Source organism: Acinetobacter entericus (genome assembly GCF_026168575.1).
GTDB classification, from domain to species: domain Bacteria; phylum Pseudomonadota; class Gammaproteobacteria; order Pseudomonadales; family Moraxellaceae; genus Acinetobacter; species Acinetobacter bouvetii.
In genome coordinates, this window is the sequence record NZ_JAPEQW010000033.1 from 1 (window position 1) to 19,504 (window position 19,504).

At 38.7% G+C, this 19,504-nt stretch carries 24 protein-coding genes and 2 pseudogenes; 11 read left to right on the top strand and 15 right to left on the bottom strand.

The annotated features are described in order from the left end of the window. Positions 1–304: 304 nt before the first annotated feature. The 3 genes and pseudogenes from OKC24_RS17015 to pdxR form a co-directional block, all read right to left on the bottom strand. The gene (locus OKC24_RS17015) at positions 305–652 is read right to left on the bottom strand and encodes an N-acetylmuramidase domain-containing protein (RefSeq protein WP_130145637.1); all 348 of its coding nucleotides are present in this window, start codon (positions 650–652) and stop codon (positions 305–307) included. 142 nt (positions 653–794) lie between these two features. Beyond that, a pseudogene (locus OKC24_RS17020) lies at positions 795–1,178 on the bottom strand (hypothetical protein). Between the two features lie 51 nt (positions 1,179–1,229). Continuing rightward, positions 1,230–2,711, bottom strand: a complete 1,482-nt coding sequence (gene pdxR / locus OKC24_RS17025) for a MocR-like pyridoxine biosynthesis transcription factor PdxR (protein WP_131275835.1) — start codon at positions 2,709–2,711, stop codon at positions 1,230–1,232. A gap of 109 nt (positions 2,712–2,820) precedes the next feature. On the opposite strand from pdxR, the gene OKC24_RS17030 reads away from it, so the two are divergent. After that, positions 2,821–4,023: a benzoate/H(+) symporter BenE family transporter gene (locus OKC24_RS17030; protein ID WP_130145633.1), complete on the top strand. Its 1,203-nt coding sequence runs from the start codon at positions 2,821–2,823 to the stop codon at positions 4,021–4,023. A 197-nt stretch (positions 4,024–4,220) separates the two neighbouring features. Then, positions 4,221–4,676: a GNAT family N-acetyltransferase gene (locus OKC24_RS17035; RefSeq protein WP_130145631.1), complete on the top strand. Its 456-nt coding sequence runs from the start codon at positions 4,221–4,223 to the stop codon at positions 4,674–4,676. 53 nt (positions 4,677–4,729) lie between these two features. Here the strand turns inward: OKC24_RS17035 and OKC24_RS17040 are convergent, their stop codons facing one another. Continuing rightward, positions 4,730–5,395: a hypothetical protein gene (locus OKC24_RS17040; protein ID WP_213073143.1), complete on the bottom strand. Its 666-nt coding sequence runs from the start codon at positions 5,393–5,395 to the stop codon at positions 4,730–4,732. 341 nt (positions 5,396–5,736) lie between these two features. Here OKC24_RS17040 and OKC24_RS17045 point away from each other — a divergent pair, with 341 nt between their 5' ends. Further along, positions 5,737–6,633 (top strand): LysR family transcriptional regulator, encoded by an 897-nt coding sequence (locus tag OKC24_RS17045; protein ID WP_130145629.1) that lies wholly within the window; start codon positions 5,737–5,739, stop codon positions 6,631–6,633. 9 nt (positions 6,634–6,642) lie between these two features. Here OKC24_RS17045 and OKC24_RS17050 read toward each other — a convergent pair whose 3' ends face one another. Continuing rightward, the gene (locus tag OKC24_RS17050; protein WP_130145627.1) at positions 6,643–7,071 is read right to left on the bottom strand and encodes a thioesterase family protein; all 429 of its coding nucleotides are present in this window, start codon (positions 7,069–7,071) and stop codon (positions 6,643–6,645) included. Between the two features lie 13 nt (positions 7,072–7,084). Next, positions 7,085–7,846, bottom strand: coding sequence for a class I SAM-dependent methyltransferase (locus OKC24_RS17055; RefSeq protein ID WP_131275956.1), 762 nt, complete (start codon positions 7,844–7,846; stop codon positions 7,085–7,087). 105 nt (positions 7,847–7,951) lie between these two features. Here OKC24_RS17055 and OKC24_RS17060 point away from each other — a divergent pair, with 105 nt between their 5' ends. Together OKC24_RS17060 and OKC24_RS17065 are read left to right on the top strand one after the other, a co-directional pair. Continuing rightward, positions 7,952–8,476: an MFS transporter gene (locus OKC24_RS17060; RefSeq protein WP_130145623.1), complete on the top strand. Its 525-nt coding sequence runs from the start codon at positions 7,952–7,954 to the stop codon at positions 8,474–8,476. A 36-nt stretch (positions 8,477–8,512) separates the two neighbouring features. Then, positions 8,513–9,169 (top strand): MFS transporter, encoded by a 657-nt coding sequence (locus OKC24_RS17065; RefSeq protein ID WP_213073338.1) that lies wholly within the window; start codon positions 8,513–8,515, stop codon positions 9,167–9,169. A gap of 915 nt (positions 9,170–10,084) precedes the next feature. Here the strand turns inward: OKC24_RS17065 and OKC24_RS17075 are convergent. The 4 genes from OKC24_RS17075 to OKC24_RS17090 all read right to left on the bottom strand — a co-directional run bounded on the left by OKC24_RS17075 (position 10,085) and on the right by OKC24_RS17090 (position 11,264). After that, positions 10,085–10,402 carry a type II toxin-antitoxin system HicB family antitoxin gene (locus tag OKC24_RS17075; protein ID WP_228257580.1) on the bottom strand — a complete coding sequence of 106 codons (318 nt, stop codon included), beginning with the start codon at positions 10,400–10,402 and terminating at the stop codon, positions 10,085–10,087. A gap of 187 nt (positions 10,403–10,589) precedes the next feature. Beyond that, positions 10,590–10,727 (bottom strand): type II toxin-antitoxin system HicA family toxin, encoded by a 138-nt coding sequence (locus OKC24_RS17080; protein WP_131275838.1) that lies wholly within the window; start codon positions 10,725–10,727, stop codon positions 10,590–10,592. After that, on the bottom strand, positions 10,717–11,001 hold the full coding sequence (locus OKC24_RS17085) for a helix-turn-helix domain-containing protein (protein ID WP_228257579.1): 285 nt from the start codon (positions 10,999–11,001) through the stop codon (positions 10,717–10,719). The genes OKC24_RS17080 and OKC24_RS17085 overlap by 11 nt, the downstream gene beginning before the upstream one ends. A 92-nt stretch (positions 11,002–11,093) precedes the next feature. Next, the gene (locus tag OKC24_RS17090; protein ID WP_228257589.1) at positions 11,094–11,264 is read right to left on the bottom strand and encodes a TA system antitoxin ParD family protein; all 171 of its coding nucleotides are present in this window, start codon (positions 11,262–11,264) and stop codon (positions 11,094–11,096) included. 217 nt (positions 11,265–11,481) lie between these two features. On the opposite strand from OKC24_RS17090, the gene OKC24_RS17095 reads away from it, so the two are divergent. Both OKC24_RS17095 and OKC24_RS17100 read left to right on the top strand, forming a co-directional pair. After that, positions 11,482–12,018 (top strand): MarR family winged helix-turn-helix transcriptional regulator, encoded by a 537-nt coding sequence (locus OKC24_RS17095; protein WP_171457727.1) that lies wholly within the window; start codon positions 11,482–11,484, stop codon positions 12,016–12,018. Positions 12,019–12,042: 24 nt separating this feature from the next. Beyond that, positions 12,043–12,381 carry a DUF6616 family protein gene (locus OKC24_RS17100; protein ID WP_130145613.1) on the top strand — a complete coding sequence of 113 codons (339 nt, stop codon included), beginning with the start codon at positions 12,043–12,045 and terminating at the stop codon, positions 12,379–12,381. 277 nt (positions 12,382–12,658) lie between these two features. On the opposite strand, the gene OKC24_RS17105 is transcribed toward OKC24_RS17100, so the two are convergent. Together OKC24_RS17105 and OKC24_RS17110 are read right to left on the bottom strand one after the other, a co-directional pair. Continuing rightward, complete coding sequence (locus OKC24_RS17105) at positions 12,659–12,988, bottom strand: DUF2834 domain-containing protein (protein WP_130145611.1); 330 nt, start codon at positions 12,986–12,988, stop codon at positions 12,659–12,661. A 192-nt stretch (positions 12,989–13,180) separates the two neighbouring features. Continuing rightward, complete coding sequence (locus OKC24_RS17110; protein WP_130145609.1) at positions 13,181–14,257, bottom strand: SDR family oxidoreductase; 1,077 nt, start codon at positions 14,255–14,257, stop codon at positions 13,181–13,183. A 101-nt stretch (positions 14,258–14,358) separates the two neighbouring features. Between OKC24_RS17110 and OKC24_RS17115 the strand changes: the two genes are divergently transcribed. Next, positions 14,359–14,739 carry a MerR family transcriptional regulator gene (locus OKC24_RS17115; RefSeq protein ID WP_130145607.1) on the top strand — a complete coding sequence of 127 codons (381 nt, stop codon included), beginning with the start codon at positions 14,359–14,361 and terminating at the stop codon, positions 14,737–14,739. Between the two features lie 112 nt (positions 14,740–14,851). Here the strand turns inward: OKC24_RS17115 and OKC24_RS17120 are convergent, their stop codons facing one another. Further along, the gene (locus OKC24_RS17120) at positions 14,852–15,556 is read right to left on the bottom strand and encodes a transglutaminase-like domain-containing protein (RefSeq protein WP_130145605.1); all 705 of its coding nucleotides are present in this window, start codon (positions 15,554–15,556) and stop codon (positions 14,852–14,854) included. A 207-nt stretch (positions 15,557–15,763) separates the two neighbouring features. Between OKC24_RS17120 and OKC24_RS17125 the strand changes: the two genes are divergently transcribed. From OKC24_RS17125 to OKC24_RS17135, 3 genes are all read left to right on the top strand, one after another. After that, positions 15,764–16,063 (top strand): putative quinol monooxygenase, encoded by a 300-nt coding sequence (locus OKC24_RS17125; protein ID WP_131275839.1) that lies wholly within the window; start codon positions 15,764–15,766, stop codon positions 16,061–16,063. A gap of 277 nt (positions 16,064–16,340) precedes the next feature. After that, a complete protein-coding gene (locus OKC24_RS17130) occupies positions 16,341–16,493 on the top strand; it encodes a hypothetical protein (protein WP_265466048.1) in 153 nt (50 codons plus the stop codon). Positions 16,494–16,986: 493 nt separating this feature from the next. Further along, the gene (locus OKC24_RS17135) at positions 16,987–17,523 is read left to right on the top strand and encodes an invasion associated locus B family protein (RefSeq protein ID WP_130145601.1); all 537 of its coding nucleotides are present in this window, start codon (positions 16,987–16,989) and stop codon (positions 17,521–17,523) included. Positions 17,524–17,657: 134 nt separating this feature from the next. Here the strand turns inward: OKC24_RS17135 and OKC24_RS17140 are convergent. Next, positions 17,658–17,864: pseudogene (locus tag OKC24_RS17140) on the bottom strand (glycoside hydrolase family protein); the annotation flags it as partial. A gap of 486 nt (positions 17,865–18,350) precedes the next feature. Next, positions 18,351–19,502 carry a GGDEF domain-containing protein gene (locus OKC24_RS17145; protein WP_130145597.1) on the bottom strand — a complete coding sequence of 384 codons (1,152 nt, stop codon included), beginning with the start codon at positions 19,500–19,502 and terminating at the stop codon, positions 18,351–18,353. Positions 19,503–19,504 lie beyond the last annotated feature (2 nt).

Sequence of the window (19,504 nt, forward strand, 5' to 3'; positions counted from 1 at the left end):
TAAATGGTTTATCGCATAGACATTTTAATTGGTGAATAACAAGCCTCAGTTTAGAGCTTTTCAATTCACACACTGCACGCATACAGTGACATGAACTTTTGTGGAGATTGAATACGCTGTGCAGCCTGAAAACAGGATGCACAGCATTAAAACAGCCGGCTTCACTCTGCTAACCATTTTTTATAAGCATTGACCAGCTTTATATCGTAGCTATTCTTGGCATATGCAACACTGTTATAACCGCNGGAGATTGAATACGCTGTGCAGCCTGAAAACAGGATGCACAGCATTAAAACAGCCGGCTTCACTCTGCTAACCATTTTTTATAAGCATTGACCAGCTTTATATCGTAGCTATTCTTGGCATATGCAACACTGTTATAACCGCGCGCAAACATCTTCCAGTCTTTGTTCTTTAATGCGTTGATCAGGTCATTCACTTTAATGTATCGACGCATAGCATCAAGCTGCAAGGCTTCATCTTTATACATGGCATTGATAAACACCTGAAGTGTTGCATACCCTAATACCTTCCAGTGATAACCCATCACCAGCCCAATGCCCCAACTGGAGACTCCAGTGCAGAAGCACGATGATACTGCGCCGCGGCATTCAATCGACCGTGCTGGGCTGAATACAAACCGTAGCCGCATGCACTTCTACTGCATAGATCCAGCCGCTTAATCATCATTTGATCAGAAATTTTTGCATTCCACTTCGATCACAGCCTTAAGTGCAGCAACTTCAATGCCGAGTAAATTGGCTTGGTTTTCAATTTGTTTTATAGTTAGTTTTTTACTCACGGCCACTGCCTCCTTTACCATTGCCCCAAATAGAAACAAATGCAGATTTAATTTCTGAAATGACCTCAGGTAATGGTTTGCCTTTTAGCAGTGCAATCGATTGATATAAAATGCCGATTGCAAGAAGGCCAAAAACAGCAAACATCAGCATCACAAAACCTTGATACATCGTTGACGTTTTAAGCATGTCAAAGTGTTCAATAAAGGCGGATCCACCGCACAAGCTCACCGTGACACTGGCTACAAACTTACCAATCACCCCCATTGAAATTTAAATTTTTCCCTCTTTATCAATATCGCCGCTTAACACTAAAGCAAGCAAAGCTGCAACGACAGCTGGGATAATCTTAATGATCCAAGGGAATATATTTTCCAGACTCCCCTTGAATTATCGACTCATAATCCATAAAAATGCCTATCCTTAAAATTAAATTCTTTTAATAGCGTTTGCCAATCTTTCAATACTTTCCTTAATTTCATTAACTGTATGTGCAGCATAACCTATTAGCACGGCTGCTTTTTGAGATGAAGTCTGGCAATATCGTGACAAAGGCTGTACTGTGAGACCTACTTTTGTACATTCATCAACAAAATTTTTCTCTGTCCAAGTTCCTTTAAGCCAACATACCAAATGAATACCTGAATCAGTAGGTTCAACAGTTAATACATCGAAAAGAAAGTGTTCAATAGCTGAAATTAAGGCCTGTAGACGCTCATGACAGGCCTTACGGACTTTGCGTACATGCCGGGCATAATGTCCATCCTGTATAAATGTTGCCAGTGCGACTTGCTCAAGATAGGAACTGCACGTATCGGTATAATATTTTGCCAGACTAAACACCTCAATTAAGGCTTCAGGAACAACCATAAACCCGAGCCTAAATTCAGGAAACATCATTTTAGAGAATGTCCCTGAATATATCACACGCTGCTGTTGATCTAAGCCTTGCAGTGCTTGAATTGGGTGTGTTCCATAACGAAACTCGCTGTTATAGTCATCTTCAAAAATCCATTTTTGCTGTTGTGTTGCCCAGTCCAGCAAAGCCAAACGCCGAGCAAGGCTTAGTGTGCCACCAAGTGGGAATTGATGTGAAGGTGCCGTATAAATCAGCTTACTGTCTGCATAATGCTGAATAATGTCAGGGATTTTCATGCCTTCATTATCACTTTCAATCGGCTGTACGGTTACCCCAAAACTGCGAAATATATTTAAAGCAGCATCATAACCCGGCTCATCCAAACACACTTGATCTTGGTGCTCTAACAGCGCATACGCCGCCAAATGAATAGCCTGTTGTGTCCCATTGACGATTAAAATTTGCTGTTCAGTACAATTTAATCCTCTGGTAGATTGAACATATTGGCAAATTGCCTGACGCAAAGGCAGATAACCTCGTGGATCGTGGAACTGTCCTAATTGATAATAGGATTGTCGCCAAGCTCGCCCCAATAATTTCCCCCAAAGTTGATGCGGAAATAAATCTACACAGCCTACCCCCACATGAAATATTTTCTTTTCTTGGTTAGATAAATTCTGCTTGCGCCAATGCGGCATTAAACTTGCGATATTTGGATTAATATTGAGCGTTTGCACCGATTGATGTACAGCATGCGGTATATCATTTTGAATTTGAATCAATTGATCAGGAATAACGTCTGCTACATAAGTGCCTGAACTGGGTTTGGTAACTAAATAGCCTTCATCAAGCAGACGTTCCAACGCTGCTAATACCGAATTACGGGAAATTGACATCATTTCTGCCAAAGCCCGGCTTGAAGGCAGTTTTGTGCCAGAAGACAAATGCCCCGCTAAAATCGCATCCCTTAAAGCACAATACAAACCTTCCTTAATCTGCTGTCCTTTTGGCAAAATTAAATGTGGAAAATAAGCGGAAGAAGCTGTTTTCATAGGCAAACTGGTACTTTATAAAATATCAAAAGTGTATCTTACGACCATACCATTATTAAAAATACACTCTACCCCTTTCATTGTTGAAATATTTTAGGGGGATAAATTTATGTCTTTTCGGCACACATCTTTTCATCGTCTATCTCAGGATCTACTGCCTCCCATCATGGCAGGCTTAATCTCGGTGATTGTCAATTATGGAGGGACATTTATTTTAATCTTCCAAGCTGCACAGATGGCTGGTCTTAGTCCAGAACTTACGGCCTCATGGGTATGGTCAATATCTATCGGTGTTGGTGTCACAGGAATATTATTAAGTTGGTATACAAAAGAACCTATTATTACTGCGTGGTCTACACCTGCAGCTGCATTTCTAATAACTGCTCTGGTTACCGTACCATATGCTGAAGCGATTGGAGCCTATTTACTATCTGCTTTGGCATTTGTGATTTTGGGAATTACTGGCTATTTCGAGAAACTGATTCGCCTGATACCAATTGGGATTGCATCAGGTTTATTAGCAGGAATTTTATTGCAGTTCGGGATTGCTGCCTTTACCAATATGACCATTGACCCATTTCTGGCAATTTCATTATTTTTAATTTATCTCATCACCAAACGTTTTTCTGCAAGATATGCTATTGTTAGTGTATTGTTTTTTGGTTTTATGTTCCTGCTGCTTCAGTCACAAATTGATTTAGCGGGGTTTGAATTAAAGTTAGCGTCACCTATTTTTACAGCCCCAGCTTTTTCCATCAATTCGGCATTAAGTATTGCTTTGCCATTATTTTTAATTACATTAACTGGACAATATATGCCTGGTTTACTGATATTAAAAAATGAAGGTTTTAAAACCAATGCCAAACCTATTCTCGCTGTAACAGGTTTAGGCTCCTTCTTGATGGCGCCATTTGGTTCACATGCATTTAATCTTGCTGCGATTACAGCAGCAATCTGTACCGGTAAAGAGTCCCATGAAGACCTTTCAAAACGCTGGGTGGCAGGAATTTCCGCTGGTGTATTCTATATTTTAGTAGGAATTTTTGGAGTGACACTTGCAGCAGTATTTGCAGCTTTTCCAGCTGCATTTATCAGCTCATTAGCAGGACTTGCCTTATTAGGTACGATTGCAGGAAGCCTTACTAATGCCATGAGTGACAGTGATAGCCGTGAGGCAGCTTTAATTACCTTTCTTGCCACAGCAGCCAATATTACGCTATTTGGGATTGGCGGTGCATTTTGGGGCCTAGTATTAGGCTTAATTGCTTATCTTGTGCTTAACAAACAATTTAAAATTATTTCTTCCCTATGATTTTATCGAGAATTAAAGTTATCACTAATCAATAGCATACTGTTCGCAGTATGCTATTTTTTGTTAAGTACTAAAGATTCACTATTAAAATAAAACTGGTACTGTGCAAAAGATTAAAACTGTATCTTATTAAAGTACCATACAAAAATTATGCTTGGCGCCTCTATCTTTTCAAACAGTTAAAAGGATGTGTCAACATGCAAAATCAAGACCTTCAGGTCATTCCTGTTCAACAACAAGATTATCAGCAGTGGCTGCCTTTTTGGCTTGCCTATCAAGAATTTTATAATGTCAATTTATCCAGTGCTGTGAATCAAACCACATGGCAACGCTTTTTTGATGAAGCAGAACCAATTTACTGTGCAGTTGCCAAACAAGGGGATAAAATTTTAGGTTTTGTACATTATGTAATTCACCGTTCAACTTGGGCAACACAGAATTATTGTTACTTGGAAGATTTATATGTGTGCCCCGCAACTCGTGGGCAGTATATTGGTAAACACTTGATTGAGTATGTAAAAAAACATGCAATCGCTCAACAGTGTGAGCGTTTATATTGGCATACACAGGAAATCAATCATACTGCCCAAAAATTATATGACTGGGTTGCTGAAAAGCCAGGAGTGATTGAATATCGTATGTCTTTAGAATAAAGCGACATGAGTCCATCAATTGGCTATTGTGGACTCTTTTTTTTAAAGCTATTTTAAGTTTGTTCTAAATCGCTGAAATCAATTACCTGATAAACCCGACCATATACCCCGACACCAATTGAGTTATCACCCAATTCGACATCCAAAGCCTTTGAATGTACCTTAACCACAACATTGGCGGGGACCAACCGGCGCAATATAGGTGACAGCTCAATAATCTCGGAAGTATCGACTGTGTCCTCAATTGAAATACGCAGCCGGCTTGTAAGGAAATGATCTGGCTTTTCATCAACCGTAATATGTGCTGGATAATTCAAATAGGTTTTTATCGGATGCCACATGCGCTTTATCTGCCACTGATCAGTCCACAGCATGCGCAATACAAATTCCAAGAAGCCTAAACCGCGCTCACTGGCCAAACTTGACCAGTTTGCATAAATCACCCGCATCAGCGTATCTGAGGTAAACAGAATGAGGTCTGAAGCGCCGCAGTAAGTCAGCACTTTGTAAAAAAACCATGTGGCAATGCCGGTGATCAGAACTGCTGGGATCAGCAGCAGATACAGCATCTTCCGTGAATGTCTGAAAACGTTATCAACGACGTCCTGACGCAGAAGATTCATGAGCTGTACTTTACTGTCACGAAAGCCCTTAAATGCAAAATAGACATGCATTGAAAAGAGCAAGACCAGCAGTACATTCAAACCTAAATTCAGCATTAACTGTTCCTGAAGTTATTTATGCTCAGGGTAAGATTTTTTATGACTGCAGTCAGCGTAGTTGTTCCAATAAAAAAGACCGCCTAAGCAGTCTTCTTTTGGCTCTAGTGAATATCCTATTAATAAAAATAATAACTAACCTGAATAGCGTATGGCTAAAAAAATCTCTAGATGAGTATTCTAAAAGCAGACATTTTTACTTTGGAGAAACTGGAGATTTCTACTCGGAACTCACACTAGAACTGAACCTAACCACCATTAGGTTAAATGGAAGGATCTAATTAAAGACAAATCAGATTTATTATATAATAAATTTATGAAATTCTATTCTTACATATAAAATGAAGATAAAGCTACGCCGTATTGAAGTGTTTATGGCCGTTATAGAAAACGGCAGTTTTTCTGCTGCTGCTCATGCACTGGATGTTGCTCAATCTGCAGTCAGTATTAGCATCAAAGAGCTAGAAAAAGAATTGGGTACACAGCTTTTTATTCGAGCTAACCGCAAAGTTGAACTGACAGAAAGTGGTCGTCTCCTCAAGGAGCGGGCAGCTCCAGTGATGAGCCTGTTAATGAATGTAAAGGATGAGCTCAAGGATCTAGAAAATCTTTCTATTGGCCAATTACGCATTGCAGCCCCAGTAATGGTGACGCAATTTGCACTCTCTCAAGTGCTGCCGAAATTTATGGCGTTATATCCTAAAATTCACATTAAAGTTTATCAAGCTGGTGCCCTGGAAATTGAAGCTTTAGTGAAGAAAGAAGCTTTAGATTTAGGCTTAACCGTTTATAAAGGAATACAACCTCAGGTTGAAACGGAATATCTCTGGGATTTAAAAAATGTGGCTTGTGTCTCAACCTCATTCCATCAACAGCTTGGTAAAGCTGAAAGCATTTCCTGGGAAAAACTACTCACACAGCCCTTAGCGATCTATCCAGCTGGATATCATCAACGGGATTTGCTTGAACGCCATTCAACAGCTTTAGGCATACCGTTGAATATTGTGTTGGAGTCAGAAAACCCAGCGCTTATTTTATCTGCTGTACGTTCAGGTTTGGCCATAACTACCTTACCTTTGGCTGCGCTTGAAAATGAGTCAGGTATTATTCCACTAAAACTTCCTTACCAGAAAGGTGACTCCTTAAAGGTCGGTGCATGTTGGTCATCTGACCGACCTCTCAGCAGTGCTGCAAAAACTTTACTGGAGTTCCTGAAAAGTTATTCCTCACCTTTCTGAAATGCTTAATTAAGGCTCATTTGTCACTGCTGATTTGGCTTGAACACGGGTCAGAAATTTTTCATGATCGATAATAAAACGCTCATGAGTTCCTTCACAAATCACATCCACTTCATCTCGGCAGATTACAGCAAAGGTTAATTTTTTTCCTTCAATATGCGTCAACGTCACTTCAGCAGTGACTTTCATGCCAACTGGAGTGGCCGCATTATGGCTGAGGTTGACGTGTATGCCGACCGTCCGTTGCTGAGGCTCAAGATAAGGATGCAGCGCTTCTACACAAGTCCATTCTACAAAACCCACCATATAGGCTGTGGCAAATACCGGTGGCATATCGGCAAAGCCAGTAAACTTCGTTGAGACTTGAGGAACAATTAAAGATTCATCAACTATAATTTCTTGTGTATAGGTCAAGCCAGATGGAATATTGTTTGTCATTTTTTTCCTTAAATTATGCAGCATTCACTTTTCCAGCCCGGATAGATAAAGGCCAGGTGATTTTTTTCTTGATCGCAGGATCTTTCCATTCAGCTAATAACGCTGTTCTAAATTGACAAACTGGATTAAAACCGAGCACTTTTTCAGCCTCTTTTACTGCAGACCAGGTATTAAAATAGCCCATTAATTCATCCAGATTCCAAAATGCCTGCATGTTGACCTCAGGAACCTCTACTGCGGGAAATGGAAAAGGCAAGTTTCGGTATCCGTCTTCAACATGCTTTCTTTCGGCAGGCCAATATGAACCAATCGTCTGATAATAGAATTGCTGAATAAGCGTATCGACAGAGCCTTCTACATGCAAAACACCATAAGTAATGAGGGCTAAAATCGCATTGGGTCGGGCAATACGCTGCACTTCCTGATAAAAGCGGTCCAGATCCAGCCAGTGTGCAGCTTGTGCAACCGTAATCAGATCGACTGATTCATCTGGCAATCCGCTATCTTCAGCTAAAGCTGTTCGATAGATTACACCTTCCCATTTTTTGGCTTTTTCAATTTGAGCAGAACTTGCATCTGTTGCAACGACTTCATCAAATCTTTCTGCTAATAGCACTGAAAGCTGTCCTGTACCACAACCACAGTCCAGAACACGGTTTTTAGCAGGGCATAAATGAGCAAGCTCATCTACTAAATCAATAGGGTATGAAGGACGGTAAGCTGCATAACCTTCAGAACCTTTAGAAAAATGATCTTTGAATTCTAGGTCTTTCATTTGATGTCCATTGTTTAATTTTACATCCATATGTTAATCTAATACATATGATTTAACATATATATTTAATATATGGATTGTATGTATTTTATATAGAGAAGATGCATGAGTAGCCTAGAGATTGATTCAACAGTAACACCGTCTTATTCACATGCCAAAACACTGATTTTCTGGGCATGCAGTTTAATTTTAGTCGCTTTTAATTTACGGACCATCTTTCCTAGTTTTGGTGCGTCAATGCCAGAAATTAGACAATCACTGCATCTCAGTTCGGGATTGGCCAGTTTAATCACCACACTACCTGTACTTTGTCTTGGTTTATTTGCACCGTTTGCACCGAAACTGGCACAAAAACTGGGAATTGAAAGAACAATATTTATCATCATGTTTGTGCTTGCCGTTGGTATTCTCTTACGAGGAACAGGAGAGCTTAATGGTTTATTAACCGGTACGATTTTGGCTGGTGGCGCAATCGCGATTATTAATGTCTTACTCCCAAGCCTGATTAAACGGGACTTTTCTCAATCTATTGGGCTAATGTCAGGTTTGTATGCGATGGCTCTATTAGGCGGTGCAGCCGTTGCAGCAGGAACAACGCTCCCTTTACAGCAATTTTTTCATGGGGACTGATCAAGCGCTTTAGCGATATGGGTAGTTCCTGCGATATTGGCTTGGCTTTTCTGGTTATTTCAATACCCAAAACATAGTGTCGGCTTAAAAATCATTGCTCCCAAAATTCATGGTCTTTGGCAATGCAAATTGGCATGGCAAGTCACGCTATTTATGGCACTTCAATCTATGTACTCATTTACTGTATTTGGCTGGTTATCACCGTTCCTCAGAGATCGTGGAATTGCTGCTTTTGATGCAAGCTTTATAGTATCTATTTCTATTTTTTTACAAACTATTGCCTGTTTTCTGGCCCCCGTCATTGCCACCCGTCTTCCACATCAGTCATGGTTTAATGTCGTTGTAGTTTTATTGACTGTGATTGGCTTTTTCGGCTGTTTGATGGCACCCATGCACACGATCTGGTTATGGGCAGTGATCCTGGGGCTGGGACAAGGGGCTTTAACTTCTATTGCAATGGCCATGATTGTTTTACGTTCAGAGAATACCCATGTGGCAGCGCAATTATCCAGTATGGTGCAAAGTGTCGGTTTTGGATTTGGTGCTTTTGGACCATTGATGGTAGGACTGCTGTATCCGTCACCGGGCCATTTTATAAAGGTTGAAATCTTTTTAGCCTGTGTGGCACTCGCTTTAATTTATGTTGGTTTTAAGGCTGGGCAAGATCGTCATGTGTCTGTAGAAATGGTTTAGCATTCAGATCAATCTTAAAAGATTTTCTAAAATTACCTGATACACCTTATACTAAATACTTTAATTTATTCATTCTAAATCAATGTCTTAATCAAAAACGTTCCAGCTTTCAGCGCACTGGAACGGTTTTTTATGATTATTTACATTCCGCTCCTGTTCTTTGACAAATTCATACATTTAAGAAGTCTTATCTTTAGCCTGCTCTAACTGCTGCAGTAACTGATCACGCTGTGTTGTCTTATCCGCTATTTCCTGATCAAGTTTTTTTCATGTTCCAGTTTTTCTGACAACTGTTTAGGCACGCTATTGGTCTGACGCCGCGGGATATGCACCTTTTCTTTTTTATTCTGCGGCTCAATCTTGGGCTGTGCAGTACGATTTCCTTACCATTTAGTGAAGCTTTAAACACATCTGCACTTGCGCGGGCAAATAAAATGAGTTCTTGTCCACCAGCAAATAAAAATATAATTGGGGCAACACTTACACCGCCTTTGCGTTGCACCCTTAATTTCCGTTAGTGAAATAGATTACTCTGTCGCTTTCTCTAAAGTGCCTTTAATTTTTTGAACATACGGCGTTTGATCTGTAATTGCCGCAAGGTTGAGATTGTCCATAAAATTGCTCTATTCATCAATAGGGCAATTTTGGCAAAGTGAACGATAAGAGCTTGCCGTTAGTTCCAACTTAAAAGTTTAACCAAATTTTTAAATTGTCATATTTTTCTGTTATACAAAAAGTAATGTTTATCGGCAGTAATTTAAAATGAATATTAGTGTTAAAGAAATTAATAAACATATTGAAGAATTCAAGCAAACTGGAAAAGGTCCAAAATTACTTGTTATTGGATATATGACATACTCAAAGCTAATGAAAGATCAAAAATTTCATGAACACGTCACTAAAGACATAAAGGACTTAATGATCAGATATTATCGGGGTATAGAAATTAAAATGGTGACTAAGAAACACCATTTTGAAATTCAGTGAAACATAAAAAAGCCCTACTTTCGCAGGGCTATATACATAATCTTTCAAAATCAATGTAGAGCCATCTCTGCAATTTTTGCTAAGAATGCTGAACAGCTTAAATGCTGTTTTTTTAGCAACAGTATCGATGTGTTTTACCAGTGCTTCAGGCATGCTGATATTAATACGCACAGACTTGCTATTCACCTTAGAAGCATCAATATCAACTAATAGCCCATAACCACCTTCAAAGCGTTCATCACCCATTCATTTTTCAGGACTTAACCGTTCAGGTAATAGGTCATCTTCTCCATCAAAATATACTTCTACGGCTTCTTGCGCCATGCACTGTATATCCTGCATATCGTCAACCGCACAAAAGCTTCAAAGTCAAGAAAAGTTAAACCATAACTAGAATCTTGGTCTTTATGAACATATATTGGATACAACATATTTACCTCCACTTCCAGCCTGCTTGTTTACAAATATTACGCAAAGTCCCAATCGGCATATCTTTACGCGGGTGCTGAACAACTACATGTCCTGATTTATCAGGATGCTTAAACTTCTCATGGTCACCCTTACCACCCACTTTGACAAAGAACGCCGGCTACGGATTCATTTTCATTCAGCTCAGGGTTGATCCTAAACCCTAAAACCCAATCAACTGGAACATGATAAAGCCTGCACATGACCTGAAGCAGTTCAGCATCCGATAGCATTTTACCATTTTCCATCCCTGAAATGCGGTTCTTTTGCTCCACACCAAACAATTCAATAGCAACTTCGTGCTGCAGCATGCCGCTGCGTTTACGCGCTAATGGGCCGATCATGGCACGTGTTTCTAAATTAGTATGTTTCGCCATTACATTGATCTCCCTGCAAGCCAATCAAAATCTACTTTCTTATTAAGCTAATTTGTTTCTTTAATTAAAATGCATGAAAGCCATACACAAAATCAGCCAAACTTATAAGGTGTCGTTGTTCTAGATTTTACTTGCACCATACCGATTAAAAGGTCCGAAATATCATCAAATGTTAAATCGGGGTTATCTTGCGCAATTTTAGCAATGCGCGCCCAGTATTCAATTTTCTTGGTAACACTTCGGTTTTGAGCAGAGCCATATATTTTGGCTTACGCAACCATTTCACTATCAATCTTTATAGAAGTACCCCCATGAAGGTATTCTCAAACAAATGGCTATGCGCAAATTATGCAATCAAAAATAACCTTATGAAATCATAAAAAAGAAATCAGCTCATTAATATCTTTTTCAACACTAAATATTGACAGTTATAAAAGTCGACATTATAGTTAGCCACTATACTATATGGTGAAAAATCAAATGCAGCTTGAACAAAAATACAAAGCTCTCTTAAACGAAGCCGAACAGCGGAAAATACCAGGTATCGAAGGTATCCAGCTTTGCTTTCAAACACTTTCACTTGCGTCAATGATTGATCGTGATTGCGCAATACAGCTGGCGCCTTACGGCTTATCGGAAGGAAGATTTGTGCTTCTATTTTTACTTGATGCTGCGCCTGAAGGCTTAGCACCTAAAGTATTGGCTGAACGGGCTGGCATCACCCGCGCAACAGTAACAGGGCTGTTAGATGGATTGGAACGCAATGCCTTAATTGAGCGGCATGCAGATGCCAATGACCGCCGCGCTTTAACAATCCGGCTCACTCAACAGGGCAAAGAAATGGCTAAAACGGTGTTTGAACACCATAGCCGCTGGATCGCCAGTATTTTTGGCAATCTTTCAGCGCAAGAACGCTCTCAATTGACGGTTCTGCTGGGAAAAGTGGCCAGCAATCTTATAAACGAATGTCATGAAACATCGGAGTTGAATAAGCCTCATATCGATATACAAGTTTAAAACAACAAGCCTGAGAGGAAAAACATGCATCATTATCTCGTCGAATTATATACGCCAAATGCTGTTTGGCAGTCCTTGCCTATTAAAGAACGCAAGCAATACTTGAACAATGTTGGGGCTGCAATGGGAAACTTATCCGATATAGGAGTTGAGGTCTTAACATTGACTGAAACAGTTCATAAAATTGACCAAGCCAGCGAGCATCAGTTTTTAGGTATTTGGCGTTTTCCAAATCACCAGGCCCGTGAAGCTTTGCTTGAAGGAATTCACGCCAGTGGCTGGTATAAATATTTCAACCATATCAATGCTGCTGGTGCTGAAGGAAACTTTCCTCAGCATATTGCTGCTTTAGCAAATACTTAATCTGATTGCATCCCCCTAAAAAAGCTTTGCTAATCAGACTTTTATTCGCGGGTAAATTAAATACTAAACGGCAACATATAAGAAATGCCACCGATACGGTGGCATTTTTAAAACTCAAAAATCAATTTTTAATGATAACAGCTCAACCGCCCTATTTCTTTTAATGTCTTGCAGCCTATTTCCCACCTGATCAAATTAAGAAAAAACGGTCTACTCGAAAATCAATTTCATAAAAATGGTAAGAAGTGCCTGAAGAAGAAAAAATGAAAAAGTTGATTCAACTTTTTTTCAAATTAATTTTTTCAAGATGACATTGCTTCATATATAAAAACAGCGGAAGTCCTACAGAAGCTCCCCCTATAAATGATGCGGCTATAGGAATCCATAATCTTTTCATTTTAAGGTTTTTACCTTCACTCATAACCATAAATACAATAACAATTACCGTTACAATAACATCTAGCCATGCAAAAATTGCTAATGGATTCTCAATAATTTGCTGAAAAAACAGAGTAAAATTAAATCCATATTCAGTCAACCACATTATAAATTGTGAAAATGGCAGTGCTACCCCTATTAGGGTTAGTAATGCATATATTGTTTTCATAATTATTTCTGAGCCTGTAAACTAATTTATATGAGTTCCATTATTATAATCTGAGCTGTTTTATTAGCATCGATTACTTAATTCATTAATAATACGGCGTTATGCATTTAGATTATTAATTCTTCATAAAATTAACACAATACACATTATACAAAACAGCCCTGTAAGCCCTCAATTGAGGGCTTATGATTTTCAAGATGAATGGCTAACCCATGCCGCTGTCTTTCCTATTTTGCTCTTAATATCTGTAGTGGGAATATTCCACTGCTGATTCAATGTAATAAACTGCTCCAAATCAAGCCGCTCGGTTCTAAGGAAATTCAGCATTTCTGTAGACATATCCAGTTTTCGCGCTAACCATCGCCATTTTAAAATCGGCTGAAGTAATTTTAGCGAAATAAAGTGACGCGGCGCATTGACCTGCAGATGCTGTGCAATCATCTGAATCAATTCCTGAAAGGAAACTTGCTCTGGATTGGCCACTAGAATTTCCTGCTGATGCATGCTTGGATCTTGGGCAGCATGAATTATGGCATCAACCAGCATCGTCACCGAAACTAATGGCAAAGAGTGCTGCCGTGTACCAGGAATAGCCGTCATTTTTCCTTGTTTCACTTGCCGGATTAGATGTGCAATCGGCTGATGAGATGGGATCTCTCCAGTTGTTTCATCACCAATAACGGTGGCTGGGTGGATAACTGTCCATGGGATATTATGCTGATCGGCATGTTTAACCCAAGTGAAATGCCCTTGAATTTTAGATGCTTCATATGCTCCCAATCTAGCATAGACCTGTGGCCAATCAGTCTGCTCACTGCGCTCGCGATAAATGCCGGCTGCCTGCAAGTGTGCATCCAAAGTCAGCATATAGCCTGATAGATGTACTGCCCGTTCTAATTGGCAATGCTTGCTAACACTGTCTAACAATCGTTCAAGCCCATCAACATTGACTGCCTTAGCCTGCTGCATCGTTAAGTGCCATGCAAATAAGGCGCTGGTGTTATAAAGATAATTGACTGTTTTGAGCTGCAGCCAGTCCTGCTTAGACAGCCCTAAGTTGGGCAGGGTAATATCGCCCTGAATGAAATATAACTGTTGATGCGCAATGCCCTGCTGTGTCAGCCATTGCTGAAGCTGCGGGGCTTGTTGATCAATATTGCGACATAAGGCAAACACTTGAACATTATCCCTAAGCAGGCGTGATATTAGAAATTTACCGATAAAGCCTGTTGCGCCTACTACGAGGGCGGTCTGATTTGAGGTGTGCATGAATGTATACTCTGTCGAATTGCTCATACTTAAGCTAAAGTATGGAGTACACTCTATGGTCAAGCATTTTTTGAAAAATTAATCCTAAAGGAGCTTTACACATGTTGATTGGTGAATTGTCACAACAGATGAATATGAGCCGGGATACCATCCGTTTTTATGAAAAAATGCAGCTGATTCATCCTCTGATTCGTAATAACGGCTATAAGGATTATCCTGAACAAACGCTGCAGCAGCTGCAGCTAATACAGGTTGCGAAAAATCTGGGATTTACTCTTGCTGAGATCAGGCAGATCATCCATTTGGTGAATGAAAGTGAAATTCCTGCCGAACAGTTTCAGGAAATTTTGCAGGATAAGCTCAATACAGTTCGGGAGAAAATTGGGCAATTGCAGCAGATGCAGACGATGCTGGAAAACCTGATGAAGAGAGAGCCTTGCCCATTCAAAAAAGGCTGTGATGTGATTTACGATTCACTTTGATGATTGATGAAAAAATCATTAATAAAAATGGAACTTATACAAAATAATTTACAAACTCCACGGCGCTCTATTTTTGCGAAATACAAATACTGTGGTTGGCTGCTAATAGCGTCTAACCGCCTTTATTCCTAATCATATTTACATTCTTATTCATTAAGTGTCTTATTAAATACTTAAAAAAGAAATTTTGAATATAGCTCAGTTCCTGCTGATGGCTCCTGTAAAAATCATCAGGACTGTCAAATAGCCCAAAGTCTTGATTAATCCCTTTATCTTGAATAAAAGTATCATTTAAATTCCAGGCTACAGGCGGGTTGGCAAAGTTGTCGGTAAATACTCCAAAACCACAAAATGTCTTTGTAACGTTTTTATTGATTGCTTTGAGTTCTTGAAGATACTGCTGATCAAGTATAACGCCTTCCAAAATATACCAATGTCCGTTCACATAAACTTCTACCCAGCTATGTAGAATATTTTGAGGTGAGAGTTTATACCAAATACCGTCAATAGCCCCTTTTTGCAACTCTTTATCTATTGTAAAGCCATGCAGTCGAGTCGGTATTTGGCTTGCTCTCAGCAGCGCCATCAATAAGGTTGCTTTTGTATTACATTGCCCATAACCGTCTTTTAGAATATCAGAAGCGGGAATTTTATCCCCCGTGTTATAGCCAAACTTTATTTCATCCCGAACAAAGTTATAAATACTTTTTACTTTTTCTACATCCCCTAATTCATGCCATTTCCTGTTCGCTAATAGCTGCTGTATTGAAGGATGTTCATAGTTCAAGAGTGGTGTTTCTTTCAGCAATTTTTCCATTATGGTCTCATCAAGTTTTCACTATCCTTATTGAAAACTATGGAGTTACTCCAAGGTAAAGGATTTTTTATAATTTTCTCAGCTCATTAGGAAACTTTTGATATTTATAATTTGATTGATTGGTATGATACTGTCTCACTCACCTGCTCATCAGAACTACTCTATTTTTCACTCAAAACTTTAAACTAAAATCTGGATAAGCCACTCATGCTAAAAGTCATTGCACAAGATTTTATTAAACTGGAACATCTTGAAGCAGTTATGCCTTTATATAAGGAACTCGTAGGAAAAACAAAAAAGGAGCCTAGATGTCTTTCTTACAATCTTTTTATTGATCAGAAAGATCCTGGACATTTTGTATTTATAGAAGAGTGGCCAGACCGGGCTGCATTAGATACACATTGTAAAACTGAGCATTTCAAGAGATTAGTTCCAATGATTGACCAATATCAAAGAGCACCTGGAACATACTTACTCATGAATGAATTTTCACAATCTGATAGGTAAACAGACTGGAAAAGTTTAAACGGCGATGATCAAGCATGTGCTTGCTAGACGGGAGCAAGAAGACTTGTCCGAAGAAGAAGAAATGATAAAAGTGGATGAATTTTTAAGGGTGTTTGGTAAGGAATGTTACTGCACTAAATAAAGCTTTATTGCATGTCAGCTATTTACAGTAGTCAAGATTACATTGACCGACATTGAAACAAAGTTGAGCTGGGAAATTAAAATTTAAGGAGTAAATTGAACTCTTAGCTAAAGTCTTTTATGGATGGAAATTAAAATGGCTAATCAACAACAGCAAAACCAACCCAATCAGCAACCTGGCCAGCAGCAGCAACAGCCTAATCAACAAACAGATAAGCAGAATCAGCAACAGCAGCCGCAACAACCGCAACAACCGCAACAACCGCAACAACCAAACCAACAGGATTAAATACGCTTTGTTTTACTCTTTAAAAATAACCGAAAGGCCCAATTAGTGAGCCTTTCGCATCAGGTGCCTTAAATCCCTTCTTAAATAGAATAAAATTTACGTAATAACATTGATGAAAATTCCGGCCATTAACTTAAATTAGCCAAAATTTTAGTTAATACATGATTATACGGAATCCCCTTACTTGAAGGCTTTCAATTCATACACTGCACAATACAGTGTCATTCACTTTTATCGAAATCGAATGCTCTGTTCAGCCTGATAGCAAAATCATGATCATCACACAACATCAACCATTTTCTAAAAGCATTAGCCCAGCTTGATGGTATCGCTATTTTACAGCAAAAAATGAGAAGCAATTTATACTTTAGTACTAATTTGTAGATTAAATTGCTGTTTTTTTTAAAAATGATACTTTAAGCAATAGATATCAAAAAATTACTGATTATCATGACCTCTTTTAAATACTTTTATTTATATTGGGGATTTCATTATGCGTAAAAAAAATTATTTATACTTCCTTTTTTTAATGCTCATCACTGCAAACAATGTATCTGCATCTGAAGACCAACTTTCCACTTTGATTTTAAAAGTTAATGCAAAATCAAGCAGCAATGCTGAAATCGATTTAATGGAAAACAAGCTAATCGAACGCGCCAGCTGGAAAATAAAATGTCAATACAAAGTATTTGAAGATATGAAAGCCTGTATTATGAGTAAAGGCCCTATTTCTATTTTACATGTTAACAATCAATACATTGTAAATATTGGCGAAAAGCAATTAAAAAACAATCCTGTTTTTATTCATATAGATAACAAAGAAATTCTCCAAGAAAGAGAGGGTTTATTTAGAAATAGTTCTGAGCTGATTAAACAATTCAAACGTGGAAATTATGCATTTACACGATTCTATAATAATAAAAAACAGTTAATTGAAAATAAAGTTTCACTGAATGGCTTCACTGATGCATTTAATGACATGGAAGTTCAATTTTCAAAACTAGGCAATGATAAAAATTACAGTTTCTAATTATGAAATCATTTCAGTTCTAATGCGTTAATTTCATTAGAACTGAAATACAATAACGGAAAAACTCATTAATATTCAGCTTTTTTTACTCAAGTTGATTTGTTAAAAGCGCCTGTCTCAATGCTGTAGGCAAGTTAAACGAGTGCATCTAATTGATTTTGATTAAACGGTACAGTAACCACATTCTTTACAGCCAATTCAAATGGCTTTAAATCATAGGACATGTAAGCCTTAGCTTGTGATTCTGTGCAGATATCGACTTTCTTGACTTTAATTCCGTTAGGATAAACTATGGTTCCGAAACAAATAGCCATCCCCCCTACACCATCGCCATATGTAGAAAGGCGCTTTCCTTTTTAAGCCGCCTATGCGGCAGTGAACAGTAATTTAATACTTAAAATTAAAGTAATAACAATAATTTAATGTTAAAACAGTAATACTGGCTATTTTCAACATTATCTTAACTGATTGATTTTATTTATCTATTAATGAATAAAAATATATTGGGTAAAATCGCATTGCACCACTGAATAAATACAACTCAATTCTCAAATAAAAGTTAGCAAGAGCAGACGTGAAAATACTTTATGTCTCTACCTCAAAACACATCTGTCTAGACATTAAACCATTTGGACAGCGCTTTAATATGCTGAATATTTAGTTGCCGCTTAAAATCACTGAAATCGCAGGCTGAGTTTCGACTTCAGGTAAATCGAACTGATTCATGAAAAAAGCTAAAGCAGCTCGACTATCCCCTTTAAGCATAGGCAGATGTCTATTTTTATAACATTCAATGCCCAAGCAAGGGAGACGGTTGCACCATATTTTCACAACTCAAAGCAAATCTGATTACGCCCGTTATTTTTAGCAGAATAAAGCCGCTTATCCGCCATTTCCAAAGCATTCATTAAATCTTCTTCATTGGCCATACATGCAACACCAAAACTTGCTGTCACTTTGATATTATTCATAAACAGTTGCTTTTCAATCTTACTGCGCAACCGCTCCACCAAATAATAAGATGATGCTTCGTCTGTACTTTGAAAAAGTATAATAAATTCCTCGCCGCCAAATCGGGCGACTATGTCTTTTTGACGGATGCTTTCCCTTAACAGCGCAGCGACCCTGCATAAAATTTGATCCCCAGCCGTATGCCCCCATGTGTCATTAATGCTTTTAAAAAAATCAATATCACACATCACCACATAAATATGGCCAGCACATGGGTCGATAAACAATGCTTTAGATTTTTCGAAAAAACCGATTCTGTTATAAAGCCCAGTTAATGGATCTCTGATTCGCTCTTCGTTCAGTACTGTAAAGAATTCCTTAATGGTGGATGCAGAAACAATGATGGTAAACCATAAGCTTAAAACAATATTGATCGCCAGCATCAGCATCCACCATGAGGAAGCTGAAAGCATAATGCGGTCTACATTTTGCAGAAAAAAAACAACAGCCAATGTTCTTAATAATGCATATGAAAAAAGCAGAAAATAACTGAAGCTCAGCAGCTTCAGCAAGCCGGAAGATTTTTTATATAATGCATAGACTGCAGGAAGCGCCAGCGCCTCAAGGCATAGAATAATCAGATTGATCGTGATCATCCTGAACCATAATTGCTCATCGACATAGGCAAAATAAAACAGAAACATAAGCCCCAATGCCACAACAGCTGCGGACAGAATGGGTTTAGGCTGAGAATTTGCTTTTACAGTCATGCCGTGTGCAACTGACCATGCACCGCCAAGATACAAAATCCCAATCCAAGGTGCGGTTGCTGTTAACTGCTCATTCGTCATTAAGCTCTGCAGCCCCAATGCCAAATAAGGCAAAATGCAGCCGATCCCCATCCACAACAGATATTTTGGCGCTTTAAAAACCAAATGAGCAGCAATAAAGACACCGCCTATCAATATTAAGCAGACTGGGACAACAAGCAAAAAATACTGGGTATCTGGTAAATTCACGGATTGCATTA